A 19,813-nucleotide genomic window follows, 5' to 3' on the forward strand; every position below is an offset into this window, starting at 1 on the left:
GTTGCCTGAAGCTATTATAAAAAAGGCGCCCACAAGGGCGCCAAACATCCATCTGCGACAAAGGAGCGGCTTGCCCAGAGTGGGTATTGCTTTAAGTCGATATCAAGCGTCGGGCTGTTGTTGCTTGGCGTCCGAAGCGGAATAGTTGGGGGCGGCTTTTTGCTTGTCGGCTTTCGCGGTGTTTTCAGTCTTGTCACCGTGAAGCTGTTGCTGACTGACACGGAAGTTCTCGTAGAAGCGCTGCATATGTTCCGCGCCGCCTTCGGCAAAGGCTGCACTGGAACCAGCCAGAATCAGGCCGCTTAATACCAAAGTTGAAATTTTCATGCTGTGTTTCCTACTTAAGAGTGTTCGGTACTTGTTTCATCCCTGCACAAGAAGTGATGGGGGAAGTTTCACCGAAGTGTATTAAGTGAGGGTTAACGTCAGCCTGAGGCGCCGGTCAGGTTTTCGACATGATGTGTCAATGCGCTTTTCAAACGGCGCTTGCACCTACAAAAACGCCCCGAGGACCATCTGGTTCTCGGGGCGCGGGCACAGCAGGGATGGGGCCTTACTGCTGGACGACGGCCGCCTCGGTGGGGGCCTTGGGTTTCATCAGGCTGAAGTCGATCAGCGGCTTGCTCTGGCGCGAGTAGGGGTCGCCGATCAGCAGCGGCCGTGGCTTGAAGCTGTCACTCACCAGGCTGCGGCTGCGGTCCAGCTCATCGAAGCTCAGGCCCGCGAGGTCCGCCCAGGTGTGAATCAGCTGGGAGCTCATGTAAGGACGACTGAGGTCGGAAGCAAAGTTCCAGTCATGGGTCTCCCGCCATTTCGGCGAGGCCCAGGCCATGAACGGAATGGTGTACATCGGTGCGGTCGGCCGGGCTTCGTTACGCCCCAGGGTGTCGTGGCCGGCAGAGTCGAAGACGTCTTCGCCGTGGTCCGAGAGGTACAGCAGGAAACCGTTAGGGTCGGTCTTGGCGTAATTCTTGATCAGGTTCGAGACCACGAAGTCGTTGTACAGCACCGCGTTGTCGTAACTGTTGTAGGTGGGCAACTGGTCGTCACGCACACCGTCCGGCACGCCCTGGCGATCGTTGAACTTGTCGAAGCTCGGCGGGTAGCGGTACTGGTAGCTCATGTGGGTGCCCAACAGGTGGACCACGATGAACTTGCGCGGTGCGCTGTCGGCCAGGGCCTTGGAGAACGGCTCCAGCACGTCGCCGTCGTACTGGCGGGCGTTCTGGTTGCGGTTGTTGTTGAGGTACACCTGCTCGTCCGCCTGCTCGGAGAAGGTGGTGAGCATGGTGTTGCGCTTGGTCATGGTCTGCTGGTTGGTGATCCAGTAGGTCTTGTAGCCGGCCTGCTTCATCACGCTGACCAGCGACGGGCTCTTGAGGTACAGGTCTGGGTTTTCTTCGTTGGCGAAGGTCAGCACCTGTTGCAGCGCCTCAATGGTGTAGGGGCGCGGGGTGATGACGTTGTTGAACACGGCCAGTTGGTCCTTGAGCTTGTCCAGCTCCGGGGTGGTCTGGCGCGGGTAGCCGTAGAGGCTCATGCGCTGGCGGTTGGTGGATTCGCCGATCACCAGTACCAGGGTCGCCGGCTGGTTGGCCATGCTGTCCTTGAGGTTGGTCAGGGGCGGGATCTTGCTGACGCTGTCGAGCATGCCTTGCATGCCGTCCAGCTGCTCGCGGTAGCGGCGATAGGCAATCAGCATCTGCCAAGGCACCGCGGGCTCGATGCGGGTTTCGAATTTTTCCAGGCCGGCGGCCAGGGTATCGGCGCGGGAGATCTGCTTGACCAGCGGGTAGCCGACAATCGCCACGAGGATCGCCGCGGCTGCCACCAGGGCCTGGGTGCGAGGCAGGTAGACCGGGCGCAGGCGGGTCCAGAGGAAGAAGGCGAAGGCGGTGTGGGCAAGGAACGCCAGGACCATCCACCAGGCAAAGTACTGAGTCAGGTATTCAGCCGCTTCCGAGGGGTTGGACTCGAACATGATGAAGATGACGCTTTGCGAGAACTCCTGCTGATAGACGAAGAAGTAGCCCAGGCTGGCCATGGAGCAGGCCCAGAGCACCACGCCGATCACCGCCGCCATGACTTTGGTGCGTGCCGGGAACAGCAGCATCGGCGCCAGCCAGATCGCGCTCATGAAGAACGCCTGGCGGAAACCGGTGAAGCCGGAGGTGTCGGTCAGCTGGATCAGCAGTTGGGTGATGCCGGAGAAATACCAGAAGAACAGGAACAGCCAGAGCAGCCCCATCCAGTCAAAACCTTTCGCAGACGTATCACTGCGTTTGAACAATGCCATTCAGCGCTCCCCCAGGAATCCAAGATCATTACGCGCCCCAAGGGCCGCGCGAATGAGCGCCGTCTTGTCACAAGACGGCCACAATGGCCGGGAGTATCAATTGGCAAGTGTGAAAAGTTTGTCAGCGTAACGTCGGTGTTTTGTCGGTTGCACCAGGGTGGTGCATTGGCTTGGCGATGGCTGGCGCTTGGTCGACCAGCGGCGCGATCGAGGGAGGGGGCCACAGTGTGCAACGCTGAACGCCGGCCGCAACCCGCGTTCAGCAGGCGAGGTTCAGCCCGCGCAGGAGAGGTGGGGCGGTACCGGTTGGCCCTGGTCTTTGAGCAGCAGGCGCAATTGTGCGAGCTCCTGTTGCAGTTGGTCGCGTTGCTCTTTGAGCTGGCGCAATTCGTCACGACGGATAGTGACGTACAGGGTTTGTGCGGGTCGTGCCGGTAGTACTGTGCCCATTGCTTCACCTCGCAAATGGCGTGTCTCAACTATGCTTCGCTGGCCGCATCCCTTGCGCAAAGCACTATCGGCGGCGATTTTATTTCTTTTTCGGCCAAAGGGAACTTTTTTATTTTCAATGGTCGCTGTGTCTTCGCGAAGATTTGCAGCGTTATCCACCCAGGGCTCGGGAAACTTCGCAGGCTGGCATGGGACTAATTCTTCGTTAATTGGCATGCCCGGCAGAGGAACGGGTAGGGGCGGGCAGTGCGAGTTGCACGCCGTTAGCGCTAAAAACTCGGAATCGACTTAAAGATTGCGCTGTCTTGGGGCTTCTTGCCTTGTATAGTTGCGCCCCTCGGGATTCTGACCCGGCCCACTGGGCTATAACTTTTTTGATTTGAATTTTTGCAGTAGGAGCATCAGCACATGCAACTGGGGATTATTGGACTGGGCCGCATGGGCGGCAACATTGCACGGCGCCTGATGCTCAATGGGCACGAGACCGTAGTCTTTGACCGCAATACCGATTTCGTCAGCACCCTGGCCGCCGAAGGCGCCAAGGGCGTCGCCGACCTGCCAGCCCTGGTGGCCGGCCTGGAAGCCCCTCGCGCGGTCTGGGTGATGCTGCCCGCCGGTGCGCCCACCGAAGAGACCATCGACACCCTCAGCCAGTTGCTGGAGCCGGGCGATGTGATCATCGATGGCGGCAACACCTACTATAAGGACGACATTCGCCGTGCCCGTGACCTGGCGGAAAAAGGCCTGAAGTACATCGACGTCGGCACCTCCGGCGGCGTCTGGGGCCTGGAGCGGGGCTACTGCATGATGATCGGTGGCGATGCCGCCGAAGTGCTGCGCCTGGATCCGCTCTTTGCCGCCCTGGCCCCGGGCCTGGGCACCATCGCGCGGACCAAGGATCGGGTTGCCGAGGATGATCGTGCCGAGCGTGGCTACATCCACGCTGGCCCGGCCGGTTCCGGGCACTTCGTCAAGATGATCCACAACGGTATCGAGTACGGGATGATGCAGGCCTTTGCCGAAGGCTTCGACATCCTCAAGACCAAGAACTCGGAAAGCCTGCCGCAAGACCAGCGCTTCGACCTCAATGTGGCGGACATCGCTGAAGTCTGGCGGCGCGGCAGCGTGGTTTCCTCCTGGCTGCTGGACCTGACTGCCGATGCCCTGGCCGGTGATCCCAAGCTCGAGGGCTTCTCCGGCTCGGTGGCCGACAGTGGCGAAGGGCGCTGGACCATCGAAGCGGCCATGGAGCAAGCGGTGCCGGTGCCGGTGCTGTCCAACTCGCTGTTCTCCCGCTACCGCTCGCGCGGCCAGGGCACCTACGGTGACAAGCTGCTGTCGGCCATGCGCTTCGGCTTTGGCGGGCACGTGGAGACCGGGAAAAAATGACCGCGACGCGAAAGAAGTCCAAGGCGTTGCCAGCGCCGCCGACCACGCTGTTCCTGTTTGGCGCCCGCGGTGATCTGGTCAAGCGCCTGTTGATGCCGGCGCTGTACAACCTCAGCCGTGACGGTTTGCTGGATGCGGGGCTGCGGATTGTCGGCGTTGACCACAACGCGGTGAGCGACGCCGAGTTCGCCACCTTGCTGGAAGACTTCCTTCGCGATGAAGTGCTCAACAAGCAGGGGCAGGGGGCGGCCGTGGATGCCGCCGTCTGGGCCCGGCTGACCCGGGGCATCCGTTATGTCCAGGGCGATTTCCTTGACGATTCCACCTACACCGAACTGGCGGCGCAGATCGCCGCCAGCGGCACCGGCAACGCGGTGTTCTACCTGGCCACCGCGCCGCGCTTCTTCAGTGAAGTGGTGCGCCGCCTGGGCAGCGCCGGGTTGCTGGAGGAGGGCCCGGAGGCCTTTCGCCGGGTGGTGATCGAAAAACCCTTCGGCTCCGACCTGCAGACCGCGCAAGCCTTGAACAGCTGCCTGCTCAGGGTCATGAGCGAGAAACAGATCTATCGCATCGACCATTACCTGGGCAAGGAAACGGTGCAGAACATTCTGGTCAGCCGTTTCTCCAACAGCCTGTTCGAGGCGTTCTGGAACAATCACTACATCGACCACGTGCAGATCACCGCGGCGGAAACCGTCGGGGTGCAAACCCGTGGCAGCTTTTATGAACACACCGGCGCCCTGCGGGACATGGTGCCCAACCACCTGTTCCAGTTGCTGGCGATGGTGGCCATGGAACCGCCCGCGGCCTTTGGCGCCGATGCCGTGCGTGGCGAGAAGGCCAAGGTGGTGGGGGCCATCCGCCCCTGGTCCGTGGAAGAGGCCCGCGCCAACTCGGTGCGCGGCCAGTACGGCGCCGGCGAAGTGGACGGCAAGGCCCTGCTCGGCTACCGCGAGGAAGCCAACGTGGCGCCCGACAGCAGTACCGAGACCTACGTCGCGCTGAAGGTGATGATCGACAACTGGCGCTGGGTGGGCGTGCCGTTCTACCTGCGCACCGGCAAGCGCATGAGTGTGCGCGACACCGAGATCGTCATCTGTTTCAAGCCGGCGCCCTATGCGCAGTTTCGCGATACCGAGGTCGAGCGCCTGCAGCCGACCTACCTGCGGATCCAGATCCAGCCCAACGAAGGCATGTGGTTCGACCTGCTGGCGAAAAAGCCCGGGCCGAGCCTGGACATGGCCAATATCGAACTGGGTTTCGCCTACCGCGACTTCTTCGAGATGCAACCTTCCACCGGCTACGAAACCCTGATCTATGACTGCCTGATCGGCGACCAGACGCTGTTCCAGCGTGCCGACAACATCGAGAACGGCTGGCGTGCGGTGCAACCCTTCATTGATGCCTGGCAACAGGACGCCAGCCTGCAGAGCTACCCGGCGGGCGTGGATGGTCCGGCCGCCGGGGATGAACTGCTGGCCCGGGATGGCCGCGTGTGGCGCCCGCTCGGATGAGCCCGGTGCAGGCGCGCCGCATTTCCAGGCCCTACAGCCAGTAGCTCACCGCATACCAGCCCAGCAGGCCCATCACCACGGTGTAGGGCAGGGCCATCCACACCATCCGTCCATAGGACAGGCGCACCAGCGGTGCGATCGCCGAGGTCAGCAGGAACAGGAACGCCGCCTGGCCGTTGGGCGTGGCCACGCTCGGCAGGTTGGTGCCGGTGTTGATGGCGATGGCCAGGGTCTCGAAGTGTTCGCGGCTCATCTGCCCGGACACGAAGGCGTGCTTGACCTCGGTGATGTAGATGGTGGCGACGAACACGTTGTCACTGATGGCCGACAGCAGGCCGTTGGCGATGAACAGCATGCCCGGCTGCTGGTTCGCCGGCAGGGCCAGCACCCACTGGATCAGCGGGGTGAACAGCTGCTGCTGGTGAATCACCGCGACCACGGCGAAGAACACCACCAGCAAGGCGGTGAAGGGCATGGCGTCCTTGAAGGCGTTGCCCAGGCGATGTTCGTCGGTGATCCCGGTGAAGGCGGTGATCAGCACGATCACCAGCAGGCCGATCAGGCCGACCTCGGCCACATGCAGGGCCAGGCCGACGATCAGGATCAATGCCGCCAGCCCCTGGACCAGCAGCGCCGCACGCTGACGCGAGGTGCGCTGGGCATCGTCCTCGGCGGCGTAGTTGGCCAGCACCCGGCGCACGTTGTCCGGCAACAGGGTGCCGTAGCCGAACCAGCGCAGTTTCTCCAGCAGCACGCAGGTCACCAGGCCGGCGGCCAGCACTGGCATCGAAACCGGCGCGACCTTGCGGAAAAAGTCGGCGAAGTGCCAACCCATTTCATGACCGATCAGCAGGTTCTGCGGTTCCCCCACCAGGGTGCAAACGCCACCCAGGGCGGTGCCCACCGCGCCGTGCATCAGCAGGCTGCGCAGGAACGCGCGAAACTGCTCCAGGTCGTCGTGGTGCAGGGTCGGCAACTGTTGGTCGTCAGCAAAGGCGCTGTCCTGGCGCGGGTCATTGCCGGACGCGACCCGGTGATACACCGAATAGAAGCCCACCGCGGCGCTGATGATCACGGCGGTGACGGTCAGGGCATCGAGAAAGGCCGAGAGAAAGGCTGAAAGAAAGCAGAACATCAACCCCAGCAGCGCCTTGGAGCGCACGCCCAGCAGCAGCCGGGAGAACAGGTACAGCAGCAATTCCTTCATGAAATAGATGCCCGCCACCATGAACATCAGCAGCAGGATCACCGGGAAGTTGTGCACCAGTTCGTCGTACAGCGCCTGGGGCGTGGCCATGCCCAGCAGCAAGGCTTCCACCAGCAGCAGGCCGCCGGGCATCAAGGGGTAGCACTTGAGGGCCATGGCCAGGGTGAAGATGAACTCGATGACCAGGCACCAGCCGGCCGCGGCCGGGCTGACCGCAAAGAACAGCAGCGGATTGAGCAGCAGGAACGCGACAATGCTTGCCTTGTACCAGCGCGGTGATTGGCCGAGAAAATTATGGGCGAACGCCTGGGCCATTGAGCCGGACATGGGCTGCTCCTAGTAGTGAGAAGCGCGCAACTTGCCGCATGGCGAATTGAGAATCAAGAATTGATGAAATCTTTTGCGACAATCTTCCCCCCCACCAAGCGATCTGCCACGAACCTGTGTAGGAGTCTGTGTAAGGAGTCTATGCAGGAGCCGGCTGGCCGGCGAAGAGGCCCTCAGGCCTTGCGCAGTGTTCAGGGGCGCCTGCGCTGGCCAGCCAGCACCTACATGGGGACGGGTTTCAGTCGGAGCGCTTGGCTACCAGGGTCAGGATGTCGTAACTGGCAACCACTTCACCCAGCTGGTTGCTGACCTCCACGTCCCAGGCCACCACGCCCTGCGGGGTGCCCTGGGGGCTGTGTTTGCCCTGGTCGATCTTGCGCTTGCAGGTCAGGCGCGCTTGCAGGGTGTCGCCAATGCCCACCGGGGCAATGAAGCGCAGGGTGTCCAGGCCATAGTTGGCCAGCACCGGGCCGGGGCCCGGGGAGACGAACAGCCCGGCCGCCGCCGACAGCACAAAGTAACCGTGGGCGATGCGCTTGCCGAACTGCGACGCCTTCGCGGCAATCTCGTCGAAGTGCATGTAGAAGTGGTCGCCCGACAGGCAACCGAAGTTCACCAGATCGGCCTCGGTCACGGTGCGCCGGTGGGTCAACAGCGACTCGCCGATCCGCAGGTCCTGGAAATGGCGGCGGAAGGGGTGGACCTCGGTCTCGATCACCTTGGCGCCGCGCACGTATTCACCGGTCACCGCCGCCAGCATGCTCGGCGAGCCCTGGATCGCCGCCCGTTGCAGGTAATGCTTGACCGCCCGCAGGCCACCCAGCTCTTCACCGCCGCCGGCGCGGCCCGGACCGCCGTGCTTGAGTTGCGGCAGCGGCGAGCCGTGGCCGGTGGATTCGGCGGCACACTCGCGGTCCAGCACCAGCAGGCGACCGTGCCAGGCCGCCGCCCGGGGAGTGACCTGCGCGGCAATCGCCGGGTCCCGGGTCACCAGGCTGGCCACCAGGCTGCCCTTGCCGCGGGCGGCCAGTTCCAGCGCCTGGTCCAGGTCGTCGTAGGCCATCAGGGTGCTGACCGGGCCAAAGGCCTCGATATCGTGGGCGCCGCCCTCGGCCAGGGGGTCGCGCGCCAGCAGCAGGGTCGGAGCGAAGAATGCGCCCTGGCTGACGTTGTCGCCCCGGGGCTCGAAGCCGTCCCGGGCGCCGAACAGCAGGTCGCAGCTGTGCAACAGGCTCTCCAGGCGCTCGGCCACGTCCCGCTGTTGTTCATGGGAGGCCAGGGCGCCCATGCGCACGCCTTCCACCGACGGGTCGCCCACCACCACCTTTGACAGGCGTTCTTGCAGGCGGCTGGCCACCGCATCCAGCTGCTTGGCGGGGACGATGGCGCGGCGGATAGCGGTGCATTTCTGCCCGGCCTTGACCGTCATTTCCCGGGCCACTTCCTTGATGAACAGCTCGAACTCCTCGTCGTCCGGGCTCACGTCCGGGGCCAGGATCGCGCAGTTCAGCGAGTCGGCCTCGGCATTGAACGGCACCGAGTGGCGGATCAGGTTGGAGTTGGCCCGCAGCTTGCCGGCCGTGCCGGCAGAGCCGGTGAAGGTCACCAGGTCCTGGCCCTGCAGGCGGTCCAGCAGGTCGCCGGTGCTACCTATCACCAGTTGCAGGCTGCCTTCGGGCAGCAGCCCGGATACCTGCATCAGGCGCACCGCGGCTTCGGTCAGGTAACTGGTGGCGCTGGCGGGCTTGACGATGCACGGCATGCCGGCCAGGAAGCACGGGGCGAACTTTTCCAGCATGCCCCAGATCGGGAAGTTGAACGCGTTGATGTGCACCGCCACGCCACCCCGGGGCACGAGGATGTGGCTGCCGGCGAAGCTGCCCAGCTTGCTCAGGGACTGCGCCGGGCCTTCATGCAGCAGGTTGCCCGAGGGTAATTCCCGGGCGCCGAGGCCGGCGTAGCTGAACAGGGTGCTGTTGCCGCCCTCGATGTCGATCCAGCTGTCGGCCCGGGTCGCGCCGCTGTGATGGGACAGGGCATAGAGCTGTTCCTTGCGTTCGGCCAGGTACAGCGCCAGGGCCTTGAGGCGCTGGGCCCGTTGCTGGAAGTCCAGGGCCAGCAGGGCCTTGCCGCCTTGCTGGCGACCAAAGGCCAGGGCCTCGGCGAAGTCCGTCGGCTCTTCGTGGGTGCGCGCTACTTCATGGCCGTCGATGGCGCTGCGCAGTGATTGGGCCGGATGCTGGCCGAGCCAGCGGCCGGCGATAAAGCTTTGCAGGATGGGAGCCTGTGGCATGGGGATTCCTCCGGTAAATGAGTTGAGGTCGAGCGCGGTCGCCCGCGCTCGTGGGGTGAGTCAATGCTGACTGGCGCTGGACGCACCAATGCCGGTCATGGAGCGAATGAACTGCGCCAGGTAGCGTCCGCGCTCCAGTTCGGCCCGGGGCGAGCGGTCGCTGACGGAAAAGGCCCAGGCGCAGAAGAACGCCAGGCTCATGGAGAACAACGCCGGGTTGGCGTAGGGGAACAGCGCCTCGGGGTGATGCAGCACATTGACCCAGACCGCCGGGCTGAGAATCAGCAAGACGACCGCCGACAGCAGGCCGGCCAGGCTGCCACCCACGGCGCCACGGGTGGTCAGGCCTTTCCAGAACATGGAAAGAAACAGCACCGGGAAATTCACCGAAGCAGCGATCGCCAGTACCAGCCCCGAGAGAAAGGCGATGTTCTGCGATTCGAACAACAGCCCCAGCAGCACCGCCAGCACGCCGATGCACAGGGTGGCGATCCGCGAGACGCGCATTTCCTGAAGGGTGCTGGCCTGGCCCTTGCGCATCACGCAGGCATACAGATCGTGGGACACCGCCGAGGCACCGGACAGCGCCAGCCCGGCCACCACGGCGAGAATGGTGGCGAAGGCCACCGCCGAGATGAAGCCCAGGAACAGGTTGCCGCCCACCGCCTGGGCCAGGTGCACGGCGATCATGTTGGCGCCGCCGATGATCGCGCCGCTGGCATCGCGGTAGTCGGGCTCGGTGCCGACCATGACGATGGCGCCGAAGCCGACAATGATCAGCAGCAGGTAGAAGTAGCCAATGAACCCGGTGGCGTAGAACACGCTCTTGCGCGCTTCCCGGGCGTCGCTGACGGTGAAGAAGCGCATGAGGATATGCGGCAGCCCGGCGGTGCCGAACATCATCCCCAACCCCAGGGAAATGGCGTCGATGGGGTTCGACAGCAGCCCGCCCGGGGCCATGATCGAGCTGCCTTTGGCGTGCACCGCGCTGGCCTGGGCGAACAGTGCCTCAGTGCTGAAGCCGAAGTGCTTGAGCACCATGAAGGCCATGAAGCTGGTGCCCGAAAGCAGCATCACCGCCTTGATGATCTGCACCCAGGTGGTGGCCAGCATGCCGCCGAAGGTGACATAGCAGACCATCAGCAGGCCCACCAGCATCACCGCATAGAGGTAGCTGATGCCGAACAGCAGCTCGATCAGCTTGCCGGCCCCGACCATCTGCGCCACCAGGTACATCAACGCCACGGTCAGGGTGCCAAAGGCTGAGGTCAGGCGGACCGGCGTTTGCGCCAGGCGGTAGGAAACCACGTCGGCGAAGGTGTACTTGCCAAGGTTGCGCAAGCGTTCGGCGATCAGGAACAGGATGATCGGCCAGCCGGCCAGCACCCCAAGGGCATACAGCAGGCCGTCGTAGCCGTTGAGGAACATCATTGCCGAGATGCCGAGGAAGGACGCCGCGGAAATCATGTCGCCGGCAATCGCCAGGCCGTTCTGCATGCCCGTCATGCCGCCGCCGGCGGTGTAGAAGTCACTGGCTGAGCGAGTGCGCTGGGCGGCCCAGCGGGTGATCCCGAGGGTCATCAGGACAAACACCAGGAACATGCCGATGGCGTTCCAGTTCAGCGGGCGCGCCGGGGCATCGGCGGCCAGGGCGAGGTCGGTGGCCAGCAGGCAGGGCAGCAGGAATAAACCGAGCAGGCGCTTCATGGCTGGCACTCGCGCTTGAGCTTGTCGTTCAGCGGGTCCAGCAGGCGGTTGCTGCGATAGACATAGAAGCCGGTGAGGGCAAAAGCCAGGAAAATCATCGCCACGCCCACCGGCATGCCGACGCTGGTGACCCCGCCGGACAGTGAGCGGCCCAACAGCGTGGGGTGGAAGGCCACCAACAGCACGAAGCCGTAGTAGGCCAGGAGCATGATCAGGGTCAGTGACCAGTAGAGGCGCTGCTTGCGCCGCACCAGCTGGATGAAATCCGGGTGGTGGATGATGTGGTCTAGCTGTTGTGGGGTCATGGCGTTTTCTCTTGTTTTTGTTGTTGTGGAGATGTGGGGGTGCCTTGAAGGCGCTGTGCGCCTTGTCGCCGCTTCGCTATGGCTCGGCAGCGGCTACAGGCGGCTACCGGCGTACGCGGCGGATTTCAGAGCTGGTCGAAGTCCAGCACCACCTTGTCGCTGAGCGGGAACGACTGGCAGGACAGCACATAGCCGGCGGCCACTTCGTAGTCTTCCAGGGCGTGGTTGCTGTCCATTTCCACTTCGCCCTCGATGACCTTGCATTTGCAGGTGGAGCAGACGCCGGCCTTGCACGAGTAAGGCAGTTCGGCGCCCTGGGCGTTGCCGGCATCAAGAATGCTCAGGCTGTTGCGTGGCAGGTCGAAGGCCAGGGCGCGGCCATCGTTGATCACGGTGACCCGGCTGTGCTGGGCGTCCAGCGTGCGCGCGGTTTCGCGGGCCTGGCGCTTGTGCCCGTCGCTGCTGGCGTGGAACAGCTCGAAGTGGATGCGCTCGGCGTTCATTCCCGCCGCCTTGAGGCTGTCGCGCACGGTCTCGGTCATGGCCTGAGGCCCGCAGATAAACGCGGCGTCGAGCTGCGTGACGTCGAGCCAGCGGGAAAACAGCTGCTGGCACTTGTCCTGGTCGATGTGCCCGTTGTACAGGTCGATGTCCTGTTGTTCACGGCTGAACACGAACATCAGGTTGAGGCGCTGCAGGTAGCGGTTCTTCAGGTCTTCGAGCTGTTCGCGAAACAGCGCCGAGTTACTCGAACGGTTGCCGTAGAGCAGGGTGACCTGGCTCAGCGGTTCGGTTTCCAGGGTGCTCTTGATGATCGACAGGATCGGCGTAATGCCGCTGCCGGCCGCCACCGCCAGGTAGCGGCCACGGCGCGCCGGGTCCAGCGGCACATGGAAGCGTCCGGCAGGGGGCATCACGTCCAGGCTGTGGCCGGGCTGCAGCCGTTCATTGGCGAAGGCGGAAAACAGCCCGCCGGCCACGCGTTTTACCGCAATCCGCAGTTCGCCGTCGTTGACGCCGGCGCAAATGGAGTACGAGCGGCGCACTTCTTCGCCCTCAAGCTGGGTGCGCAGGACCAGGTGCTGGCCCTGGGTGAAGTGAAACTGCTGTTGCAGGTGCGCGGGCACCTCGAAGGCGATGGATACCGCGTCGCGGGTTTCGTTGCGCAGGTCCCTGATGGTCAGGCGGTGGAACTGGCTCATGGTGGTTCTCCACTGCGGCGGCGGGCCGCTCAGATGCACTTGAAGTAGTCGAAGGGTTCCAGGCAGTCGCGGCAGCGATACAGGGCTTTGCAGGCGGTGGAACCGAACTCGCTGAGGCGTTCGCTGTGGGCGCTGCCGCATTGCGGGCAGAGCACCTGCGGCGTCTCTCCCAGCAGGCTGCGCTTGCTGCTGCCCGAGGGCGGAGCAATGCCGTAGTCCCGCAGGCGCTGGCGACCGCGCTCGGTGATCCAGTCGGTGGTCCAGGCCGGGGTCAGCTGGCGCAGCAGCCTGGGGGCCTTGAAGCCGGCCTGTTCCAGGGCTTGGCGAATATCGTTCTCGATCACTTCGGTGGCCGGGCAGCCGGAGTAGGTCGGCGTGACCGCCACCTGCAGGTGCCCCTGTTGCCAGTCGAGGTGGCGCACGATACCCAGGTCGAGCACGCTGACCACTGGCACTTCCGGGTCCATGACCCGATCGAGGGTGGCCCAGGCGGTGTCCAGGTCCCCGGGCAGCGGGTCGCGTGCCCCCAGGTCGCTGCCGATCAGCTCACCAGACCGCATCGGGATAAGCTCGCGGCAGTGATTGCATCTGCGCCAACAGCAGGCCCAGGTGTTCGGTGTGCAGGCCTTTTCGCGCATCCAGGTAGAAGTGGCTTGGCGCCTCGGGCAGGGGCAGGGTGGCGTGGCTGAATACCGTCGCCACCGTGGCCTGCCAGGCATCGGCGACCTGCGCCGGATCAGCCAGCAGCCCAGCCTGGTGCAAGCGGCTTTCGGCGGCATCAGGGGCTGTCAGCTCTCGGGTAAAGCGCCACAGCCGTGGGATGGCCAGGAGCATGCGCTGGTGGCTTTCCTCGGTGCCATCCCCCAGGCGTTCGACCCATTCGCTGGAACGGCGCAGGTGATAGGTGACCTCCTTGAGCGCCTTGGCGGCGATCCCGGCAAGGCGCGGGTCGCTGGACTGGCACAGGCCCTTGAGGGTTTCCAGGTGCCAGGCGTCATAGAAGAACTGCTTGAGCATGGTCACCGCGAAATCGCCATTGGGCTGTTCCACCAGCAGCAGGTTGCGGTAGGCACGCTCGTCGCGACGGAACGCCAGGTGGTCGGCGTCCCGGCCGTCGGCCAGCCGTTCGGCGGCATAGTCCAGCCAGTTGCGGGCCTGGCCCACCAGGTCGAGGCCGACGTTCATCAGCGCCAGCTCTTCTTCCAGGGCCGGCGCCCGGCCGCACCATTCGCACAGGCGCTGGCCCTGGACCAGGGCGCTGTCGCCCAGGCGCAGCAGGTGGTCGAGCAGATCGTTCGCAGGGTTCATGGCAGGCCTCACATATGTCCGACTTCAGGGGGCAGCTGGTAGAAGCTGGCGTGCCGGTAGACTTTGTCGTCGGCCGGGTCGAACAGCGGCTCCTTGTCATCAGGGGAGGAGGCGACGATCTGCGCCGAGGGCACCACCCACAGGCTCACGCCTTCGCTGCGCCGGGTGTAGAGGTCGCGGGCGTTGGCGATGGCCATTTCATCGTCGGCGGCATGCACGCTGCCAACATGCTTGTGGTTGAGGCCGTGCTTGCTGCGCACGAAGACTTCGTAAAGGGTCCATTCAGACATTGCATTGACTCCACATCAGGGCTGGAGGGCCGTTGCCTCTGGGGGCAAGCGGCCGGGCGTTCTCAGGCGGCGTTGCTGCGGGTTTTCCTGGCGGCTTTCTTGGCGGCGTGGGCCACCGCGGCGGCGCGCACCCAGGCGCCGTCCGCCATGGCCTGGCGGCGGGTATCCAGGCGTTCCTGGTTGCACGGGCCGTTACCCCTGAGCACTTCGTAGAATTCGTCCCACTGGATCTCGCCAAAGTCGTAATGACCGCGCTCGGCGTTCCACTTCAGGTCCGGGTCGGGGCAGGTGCAGCCCAGCAGTTGCAGTTGCGGGATGGTCTGGTCGATGAAGCGCTGGCGCAGTTCGTCGTTGCTCTGGCGCTTGATCTTCCAGGCCATGGACTGGGCGCTGTTGGGCGAGTGTTCGTCGCTGGGGCCAAACATCATCAGCGCCGGCCACCAGAGACGATTGATGGCGTCCTGGACCATCTCGCGCTGCGCCTGGTTGCCCTCGCGCATCATCGTCAGGAGGATTTCGTAGCCCTGGCGCTGGTGGAAGCTCTCTTCCTTGCAGATGCGCACCATGGCCCGGGAGTAGGGACCGTAGGAGGTGCGTTGCAGCACCACCTGGTTGACGATGGCGGCACCGTCCACCAGCCAGCCGACGGCCCCCATGTCGGCCCAGTTCAGGGTCGGGTAGTTGAAGATGCTCGAATACTTGGCCTTGCCGCTGTGCAGCTTGGCGACTTCCTCGTCGCGATCGGCGCCCAGGGTTTCCATCGCGCTGTACAGGTACAGGCCGTGGCCGGCCTCATCCTGGATCTTGGCCATCAGTTGCAGTTTGCGCTTGAGGGTCGGGGCGCGAGTGACCCAGTTGCCCTCGGGCAGCATGCCGACGATTTCCGAATGGGCGTGCTGGGAGATCTGCCGGATCAACGTCTGGCGGTAGGCCTCGGGCATCCAGTTCTTGGCCTCGATCTTGATTTCGCCATCGATCTTTTCCTGGAAGCTGCGTTCCTGCTCGGACATCTCGGCGAGCGGCTTGATGCGCTTGACCCCCGTTTCTACCAGCTGTGCGTACATGCGGTGTTTCCCCCGATTCAAGGTGTGGCTAGGCATGGCAATGTTTATATGTGATACACAAATAAATATCAAACACAAAATAACGTGTCGTAATTTGTTTCTGTATCGGATCGCTGGCCAGAGCCTTCGCCGGGGCAAAAAAAAGCCCCGCGTGTGCGGGGCTGGAAAAATGGCCCGGGTTACGGGCGGCGGTTGTCTATCACTCGGCAGGCCTTGCCTTCGGAGCGCTTGATGCTGAAGGCAGGCTGCAAAACGATACGTGAACTGATGCCGATATGGGTCTTTATGTGGCGGCTAAGGTCGCCGCAGATGGCCCGCTGTTGCTCGTCACCCAGTTGCAGGTACTCCTGCTTGAGCTCGACGTGGATGTCGACGCTGTCGAGATTGCCGTGGCGATACAGGTGGATTTCGTAGCAGGGAGCCAGTTGCCCGACCTTGAGCACTTGCTCCTCGACCTGGGTGGGAAACACGTTGACCCCGCGGATGATCAGCATGTCGTCGCTGCGCCCGGTGATCTTGTCGATGCGCCGCATGGGGCGTGCCGTGCCCGGTAGCAGGCGGGTCAGGTCGCGGGTGCGATAGCGGATCATCGGCAGTGCCTCCTTGGTCAGGGAGGTGAGCACCAGTTCGCCCATTTCGCCGTCGGCCAGCACCTGGCCGGTGACCGGGTCGATGATCTCCGGGTAGAAGTGGTCCTCCCAGAGGGTCGGGCCGTCGCGGGTTTGCGCGCATTCCATGGCTACCCCGGGGCCGATGATCTCCGACAGCCCGTAGATGTCCAGGGCGCTGATGCCCAGGCGTTGCTCGATGGCGCTGCGCAGCTCCTGGGTCCAGGGTTCGGCGCCGAAGATCCCCAGGCGCAAGGCCAGCTTGTGCGGGTCGAGGCCCTGGCGTTCGATCTCGTCGGCAATGTTGAGCATGTAGGACGGGGTGACCATGATGATGTCCGGCTGGAAATCCTTGATCAGCTGCACCTGCTTCTCGGTCTGGCCGCCGGACATGGGGATCACCGTGCAACCCAGGCGCTCGGCGCCGTAGTGCGCGCCCAGGCCACCGGTGAACAGGCCGTAGCCGTAGGAGATATGCACCTTGTCTCCGGGGCGGCCGCCGCCGGCGCGGATCGAGCGCGCCACCACCTGGGCCCAGGTGTCGATGTCGTTGCGGGTGTAGCCGACCACCGTCGGCTTGCCGGTGGTGCCGCTGGAGGCGTGCAGGCGCACCACCTGGTCCATGGGGACGGCGAACATGCCGTAGGGGTAGTGGTCTCGCAGGTCGGACTTGGTGGTGAAGGGCAGGTGCGCGAGGTCCTCCAGGCGCTTGATGTCCTGGGGGTGCACGCCCAGCTGGTCGAAACGCTGGCGATACAGCGGCACCTTGTCGTAGGCGTGGTTCAGGCTCCAGCGCAGGCGCTCCAGTTGATGTTGGCGCAACTGATCGATGCTGGCGGTTTCCATCGGGTCCAGCGGTGGTTCGGGCACGGTTACGGCGATCGGCATGTTCATGGTGTCACTCGAATTGTTGTTGTCTTGTCACCCGTTCGCGGGCGGGTTCTGAGTGCATGCCCCGGGGCGCAGGCTGATCCCCGGGCGAGTCTTTCCTGGGTTCAGAGTCTTTCGATGATCAGCGCGATGCCCTGGCCGACACCAATGCACATGGTGCACAGCGCATAGCGGCCTTGGCGTTGCTCCAGTTCGTGCAGGGCAGTGGTCACCAGGCGCGCGCCGCTCATGCCCAGGGGATGGCCGAGGGCGATGGCGCCGCCGTTGGGGTTGACCCGCGGGTCGTCGTCCGCCAGCCCCAGTTCGCGCAGTACCGCCAGGCCCTGGGCGGCAAAGGCTTCATTGAGCTCGATGACATCCATGTCCGCCAGCCCCAGGTTGGCCAGCTCCAGCACTTTGCGCGTGGCCGGCACCGGGCCGATCCCCATGATGCGTGGTTCGACCCCGGCGGTGGCCATGGCCACCACCCGGCCCCGAGCCCGTAGGTCGTGGCGCCGGGCCAGGGCCGGGCTGGCCAGCAGCAGGGCGCAGGCACCGTCGTTGAGCCCGGAGGCGTTGCCGGCGGTGACGCTGCCGTCGCGGCGAAAGGGCGTCGGCAGTTTCTGTAACTGTTCCAGGGTGGTGTCGCCCCGTGGATGTTCGTCCGCGCTGATTTCGAGAGGCGGGCCCTTGCGTTGGGCAATGCTCACCGCGACGATCTCCCGGGCCAGACGGCCGCTGGCCTGGGCCGCCGCCGCACGCTGCTGGCTGCGCAGGGCAAACGCGTCCTGGTCGGCGCGGGAGATCTTGAACTGCTCGGCGACGTTTTCCGCGGTTTCCGGCATCGAGTCGATGCCGTACTGGCGCTGCATCAGCGGGTTGACGAAACGCCAGCCAAGGGTCGTGTCATACAGCTCGGCCTGACGCGAGAAGGCACTCTCGGCCTTGCCCATCACCAGCGGTGCCCGCGACATGGATTCCACGCCGCCGACCAGCATCAGCCCGGTTTCGCCACTGCGGATGGCACGGGCGGCACTGCCAATGGCGTCGAGCCCCGAGCCGCACAGGCGGTTGAGGGTGCTGCCCGGCACGCTCACCGGCAGCCCGGCCAGCAGCGCCGCCATGCGTGCCACGTTGCGGTTGTCCTCGCCGGCCTGGTTGGCGCAGCCCAGGAGCACATCGTCGACTTCGTTCCAGTCCACCTGAGGATGGCGGCGCATCAACTCCCGCAGGGGAATGGCGGCCAGGTCGTCGGCGCGCACGCCGCTCAGGGCGCCGGCATAGCGGCCAATGGGAGTACGTACGGCGTCGATGATCAGCGCGTCATTCATGGCAGGTCTCCGGTGTCAGCACTGGGCCGCGCACTTGGTAGGATTTTCCGTGGAACAGGGCAATCAGCCGGCCCTGCTGGTTTTCGATGCGCACCGCGTAGTGCCCGGTGCGGCCGCCGCGGTGCTGTTCAAGGCAGTCGGCGGTCAGGGTGTCTCCCAGGTGCGCCGGGGCGATGTAGTCGATGTTGCAACCCATGGCGACCGTCGCCAGGTCATGGCTGTTGCAGGCCAGGGCGAAGGCCGAGTCGGCCAGGGCGAAGATGAAGCCGCCGTGGCACGTGCCATGGCCTTGCAGCATGTCGGCCCGCACGCTCATGCCCAGGCGCGCGGCGCCGGGGGCCACCGACAGCAGGCGCATGCCCAGGCCATTGCTGGCCTGGTCGCGTTCGAACAGGGTCTGGGCGCAGCGTCGGGCCAGTTCCATGGCGTCATGTTCGGTCATGCAGAAGCCTCCCTTTCAGGCTGTGGGTACGCCCATGTTCAGCAGCCCTTGAACCGCGGGCTGCGTTTTTCCATGAAGGCGCTGACGCCCTCGCGGTAGTCTTCGCTGCGCCCGGCCAGGCGCTGCAGGTCGCGCTCCAGGTCCAGTTGCTCATCGAAGCTGTTGTGCAGGCTGGCATTCAGGCTGCGCTTGATCAGGGCCAGCCCGTAGGTGGGCTGGGTGGCCAGGTGTCGGGCCAGGCTCAGGGCCTGGTCGCGCAATTGCGCGTCGTCCACGCACTGATAGATCAACCCCCATTGCTCGGCCTGTTCGGCGCTCAGGCGGTTGCCCAGCAGGGCCAGCGCCTTGGCTCGGGCCATGCCCACCAGGCGCGGCAACAGCCAGGTGCCGCCGGAATCGGGAATCAGCCCGAGTTTGCAGAACGCCTGGATAAAGCTCGCGGAACGTGCAGCCAGCACCAGGTCGCAGGCCAGCGGCAGGTTGGCCCCGGCGCCGGCGGCCACGCCGTTGACCGCGCAGATCACCGGCAGCGGCAAGTCCCGCAGTGCGCGCACCAGCGGGTTGTAGAACGCTTCGATGGACGCTCCCAGGTCCGGCGCGGCGCCGCCGGGCGCGACCGTTCGTTCGCCCAGGTCCTGCCCGGCGCAGAAAGCGCGGCCTTCGCCTGTCAGTAGCAGGACCCGGACCTGCGGATTGTTGCGCACCAGGCCCAGGGCCGCCTGGACCTCGCCATGCATCTGCGGGTTGAAGCTGTTGAGCTGTTCGGGGCGGTTGAGGCTGAGGAGCGCCACGCCCTCGCTGATGGAGAACAGGATGGTGCTGAAGTTCATGGTCGAGGCGCTCCGGGCTGGGGGATCGGCCGGATACCAGCGGCGGGCGTTGGCGCGGCAAGGAAGTGAGGCATGGTGCATGTCCTCGGGGTGGCCGGTTCTCGGCTCGATTATTGGAATGGCGGGTGGCCGGTTTTCGTCGAGTATATCGCCAACGTGATACGTAAAATCAATAGCTATGCATCATTAATGTGTCTTAATATTTTGTTTTTGCCGATGTATTCCCCCTGGCCGAAAGGCGGAGGGAAGCCGATATTTCGCTTGAAACGCCGCTGTGGCGTCGCGTGGCAAGCACCTGCAGTGAGCCTTGGCGGGCCGCGGGCGGATCCATCTGCCTTGTGTCTGGCGAATAATCTGATACAGAATGCTGTCGAAGTTCA

Annotated in this window: 18 protein-coding genes; 2 read left to right on the forward strand and 16 right to left on the reverse strand. The window is 64.4% G+C overall.

Translation table 11 applies throughout. The features are described from left to right. Positions 1–102 precede the first annotated feature (102 nt). The 3 genes from LXM55_RS02425 to LXM55_RS02435 form a co-directional block, all read right to left on the reverse strand. Entirely contained in the window at positions 103–327 is a 225-nt protein-coding gene (locus tag LXM55_RS02425) for a hypothetical protein (protein ID WP_233318278.1), read from the reverse strand. Positions 328–553: 226 nt separating this feature from the next. Beyond that, on the reverse strand, positions 554–2,296 hold the full coding sequence (locus tag LXM55_RS02430; protein WP_233318280.1) for a phosphoethanolamine transferase CptA: 1,743 nt from the start codon (positions 2,294–2,296) through the stop codon (positions 554–556). Between the two features lie 273 nt (positions 2,297–2,569). Next, positions 2,570–2,746 carry a DUF6026 family protein gene (locus tag LXM55_RS02435; protein WP_233318282.1) on the reverse strand — a complete coding sequence of 59 codons (177 nt, stop codon included), beginning with the start codon at positions 2,744–2,746 and terminating at the stop codon, positions 2,570–2,572. Between the two features lie 408 nt (positions 2,747–3,154). Here LXM55_RS02435 and gnd point away from each other — a divergent pair, with 408 nt between their 5' ends. Further along, a complete protein-coding gene (gnd, locus tag LXM55_RS02440) occupies positions 3,155–4,135 on the forward strand; it encodes a phosphogluconate dehydrogenase (NAD(+)-dependent, decarboxylating) (RefSeq protein WP_233318285.1) in 981 nt (326 codons plus the stop codon). Further along, positions 4,132–5,649 carry a glucose-6-phosphate dehydrogenase gene (gene zwf, locus LXM55_RS02445; protein WP_233318287.1) on the forward strand — a complete coding sequence of 506 codons (1,518 nt, stop codon included), beginning with the start codon at positions 4,132–4,134 and terminating at the stop codon, positions 5,647–5,649. Before gnd ends, zwf begins: the two co-directional genes overlap by 4 nt. 31 nt (positions 5,650–5,680) lie before the next feature. Here the strand turns inward: zwf and nhaB are convergent, their stop codons facing one another. From nhaB to paaG, 13 genes are all read right to left on the reverse strand, one after another. Then, a complete protein-coding gene (gene nhaB, locus LXM55_RS02450; protein WP_233318289.1) occupies positions 5,681–7,183 on the reverse strand; it encodes a sodium/proton antiporter NhaB in 1,503 nt (500 codons plus the stop codon). A gap of 238 nt (positions 7,184–7,421) precedes the next feature. Continuing rightward, the gene (paaZ, locus tag LXM55_RS02455) at positions 7,422–9,476 is read right to left on the reverse strand and encodes a phenylacetic acid degradation bifunctional protein PaaZ (RefSeq protein ID WP_233318291.1); all 2,055 of its coding nucleotides are present in this window, start codon (positions 9,474–9,476) and stop codon (positions 7,422–7,424) included. Between the two features lie 60 nt (positions 9,477–9,536). Beyond that, complete coding sequence (locus LXM55_RS02460) at positions 9,537–11,183, reverse strand: cation acetate symporter (RefSeq protein ID WP_233318293.1); 1,647 nt, start codon at positions 11,181–11,183, stop codon at positions 9,537–9,539. Continuing rightward, positions 11,180–11,488 (reverse strand): DUF485 domain-containing protein, encoded by a 309-nt coding sequence (locus LXM55_RS02465; protein WP_233318294.1) that lies wholly within the window; start codon positions 11,486–11,488, stop codon positions 11,180–11,182. Before LXM55_RS02465 ends, LXM55_RS02460 begins: the two co-directional genes overlap by 4 nt. A 125-nt stretch (positions 11,489–11,613) precedes the next feature. Further along, positions 11,614–12,690 carry a 1,2-phenylacetyl-CoA epoxidase subunit PaaE gene (gene paaE / locus LXM55_RS02470; RefSeq protein WP_233318296.1) on the reverse strand — a complete coding sequence of 359 codons (1,077 nt, stop codon included), beginning with the start codon at positions 12,688–12,690 and terminating at the stop codon, positions 11,614–11,616. Between the two features lie 29 nt (positions 12,691–12,719). Continuing rightward, complete coding sequence (paaD, locus tag LXM55_RS02475; RefSeq protein ID WP_233318298.1) at positions 12,720–13,250, reverse strand: 1,2-phenylacetyl-CoA epoxidase subunit PaaD; 531 nt, start codon at positions 13,248–13,250, stop codon at positions 12,720–12,722. Further along, positions 13,237–13,998, reverse strand: coding sequence for a 1,2-phenylacetyl-CoA epoxidase subunit PaaC (gene paaC, locus LXM55_RS02480; RefSeq protein WP_233318301.1), 762 nt, complete (start codon positions 13,996–13,998; stop codon positions 13,237–13,239). The genes paaD and paaC overlap by 14 nt, the downstream gene beginning before the upstream one ends. Positions 13,999–14,006: 8 nt before the next feature. Then, on the reverse strand, positions 14,007–14,288 hold the full coding sequence (paaB, locus tag LXM55_RS02485; protein ID WP_233318303.1) for a 1,2-phenylacetyl-CoA epoxidase subunit PaaB: 282 nt from the start codon (positions 14,286–14,288) through the stop codon (positions 14,007–14,009). A gap of 62 nt (positions 14,289–14,350) precedes the next feature. Further along, entirely contained in the window at positions 14,351–15,352 is a 1,002-nt protein-coding gene (gene paaA / locus LXM55_RS02490) for a 1,2-phenylacetyl-CoA epoxidase subunit PaaA (RefSeq protein WP_233318304.1), read from the reverse strand. A 179-nt stretch (positions 15,353–15,531) separates the two neighbouring features. Beyond that, entirely contained in the window at positions 15,532–16,854 is a 1,323-nt protein-coding gene (gene paaK / locus LXM55_RS02495; protein WP_233318305.1) for a phenylacetate--CoA ligase PaaK, read from the reverse strand. Between the two features lie 101 nt (positions 16,855–16,955). Next, a complete protein-coding gene (pcaF, locus tag LXM55_RS02500; RefSeq protein WP_233318306.1) occupies positions 16,956–18,161 on the reverse strand; it encodes a 3-oxoadipyl-CoA thiolase in 1,206 nt (401 codons plus the stop codon). Continuing rightward, positions 18,154–18,603: a hydroxyphenylacetyl-CoA thioesterase PaaI gene (gene paaI / locus LXM55_RS02505; protein ID WP_233318307.1), complete on the reverse strand. Its 450-nt coding sequence runs from the start codon at positions 18,601–18,603 to the stop codon at positions 18,154–18,156. Before paaI ends, pcaF begins: the two co-directional genes overlap by 8 nt. Positions 18,604–18,641: 38 nt before the next feature. Next, positions 18,642–19,433 (reverse strand): 2-(1,2-epoxy-1,2-dihydrophenyl)acetyl-CoA isomerase PaaG, encoded by a 792-nt coding sequence (gene paaG / locus LXM55_RS02510; protein WP_233318308.1) that lies wholly within the window; start codon positions 19,431–19,433, stop codon positions 18,642–18,644. Positions 19,434–19,813: the final 380 nt, after the last annotated feature.

It is taken from the genome of Pseudomonas sp. Au-Pse12, from assembly GCF_021341665.1.
In the GTDB taxonomy this organism is placed as follows: Bacteria; Pseudomonadota; Gammaproteobacteria; order Pseudomonadales; family Pseudomonadaceae; genus Aquipseudomonas.

Coding starts and splice junctions, on each gene's coding strand:
- LXM55_RS02425 (WP_233318278.1), bottom strand. CDS start 327: ATGAAAATTTCAACTTTGGTATTAAGCGGCCTGATTCTGGCTGGTTCC.
- LXM55_RS02430 (WP_233318280.1), bottom strand. CDS start 2,296: ATGGCATTGTTCAAACGCAGTGATACGTCTGCGAAAGGTTTTGACTGG.
- LXM55_RS02435 (WP_233318282.1), bottom strand. CDS start 2,746: ATGGGCACAGTACTACCGGCACGACCCGCACAAACCCTGTACGTCACT.
- gnd (WP_233318285.1), top strand. CDS start 3,155: ATGCAACTGGGGATTATTGGACTGGGCCGCATGGGCGGCAACATTGCA.
- zwf (WP_233318287.1), top strand. CDS start 4,132: ATGACCGCGACGCGAAAGAAGTCCAAGGCGTTGCCAGCGCCGCCGACC.
- nhaB (WP_233318289.1), bottom strand. CDS start 7,183: ATGTCCGGCTCAATGGCCCAGGCGTTCGCCCATAATTTTCTCGGCCAA.
- paaZ (WP_233318291.1), bottom strand. CDS start 9,476: ATGCCACAGGCTCCCATCCTGCAAAGCTTTATCGCCGGCCGCTGGCTC.
- LXM55_RS02460 (WP_233318293.1), bottom strand. CDS start 11,183: ATGAAGCGCCTGCTCGGTTTATTCCTGCTGCCCTGCCTGCTGGCCACC.
- LXM55_RS02465 (WP_233318294.1), bottom strand. CDS start 11,488: ATGACCCCACAACAGCTAGACCACATCATCCACCACCCGGATTTCATC.
- paaE (WP_233318296.1), bottom strand. CDS start 12,690: ATGAGCCAGTTCCACCGCCTGACCATCAGGGACCTGCGCAACGAAACC.
- paaD (WP_233318298.1), bottom strand. CDS start 13,250: ATGCGGTCTGGTGAGCTGATCGGCAGCGACCTGGGGGCACGCGACCCG.
- paaC (WP_233318301.1), bottom strand. CDS start 13,998: ATGAACCCTGCGAACGATCTGCTCGACCACCTGCTGCGCCTGGGCGAC.
- paaB (WP_233318303.1), bottom strand. CDS start 14,288: ATGTCTGAATGGACCCTTTACGAAGTCTTCGTGCGCAGCAAGCACGGC.
- paaA (WP_233318304.1), bottom strand. CDS start 15,352: ATGTACGCACAGCTGGTAGAAACGGGGGTCAAGCGCATCAAGCCGCTC.
- paaK (WP_233318305.1), bottom strand. CDS start 16,854: ATGAACATGCCGATCGCCGTAACCGTGCCCGAACCACCGCTGGACCCG.
- pcaF (WP_233318306.1), bottom strand. CDS start 18,161: ATGAATGACGCGCTGATCATCGACGCCGTACGTACTCCCATTGGCCGC.
- paaI (WP_233318307.1), bottom strand. CDS start 18,603: ATGACCGAACATGACGCCATGGAACTGGCCCGACGCTGCGCCCAGACC.
- paaG (WP_233318308.1), bottom strand. CDS start 19,433: ATGAACTTCAGCACCATCCTGTTCTCCATCAGCGAGGGCGTGGCGCTC.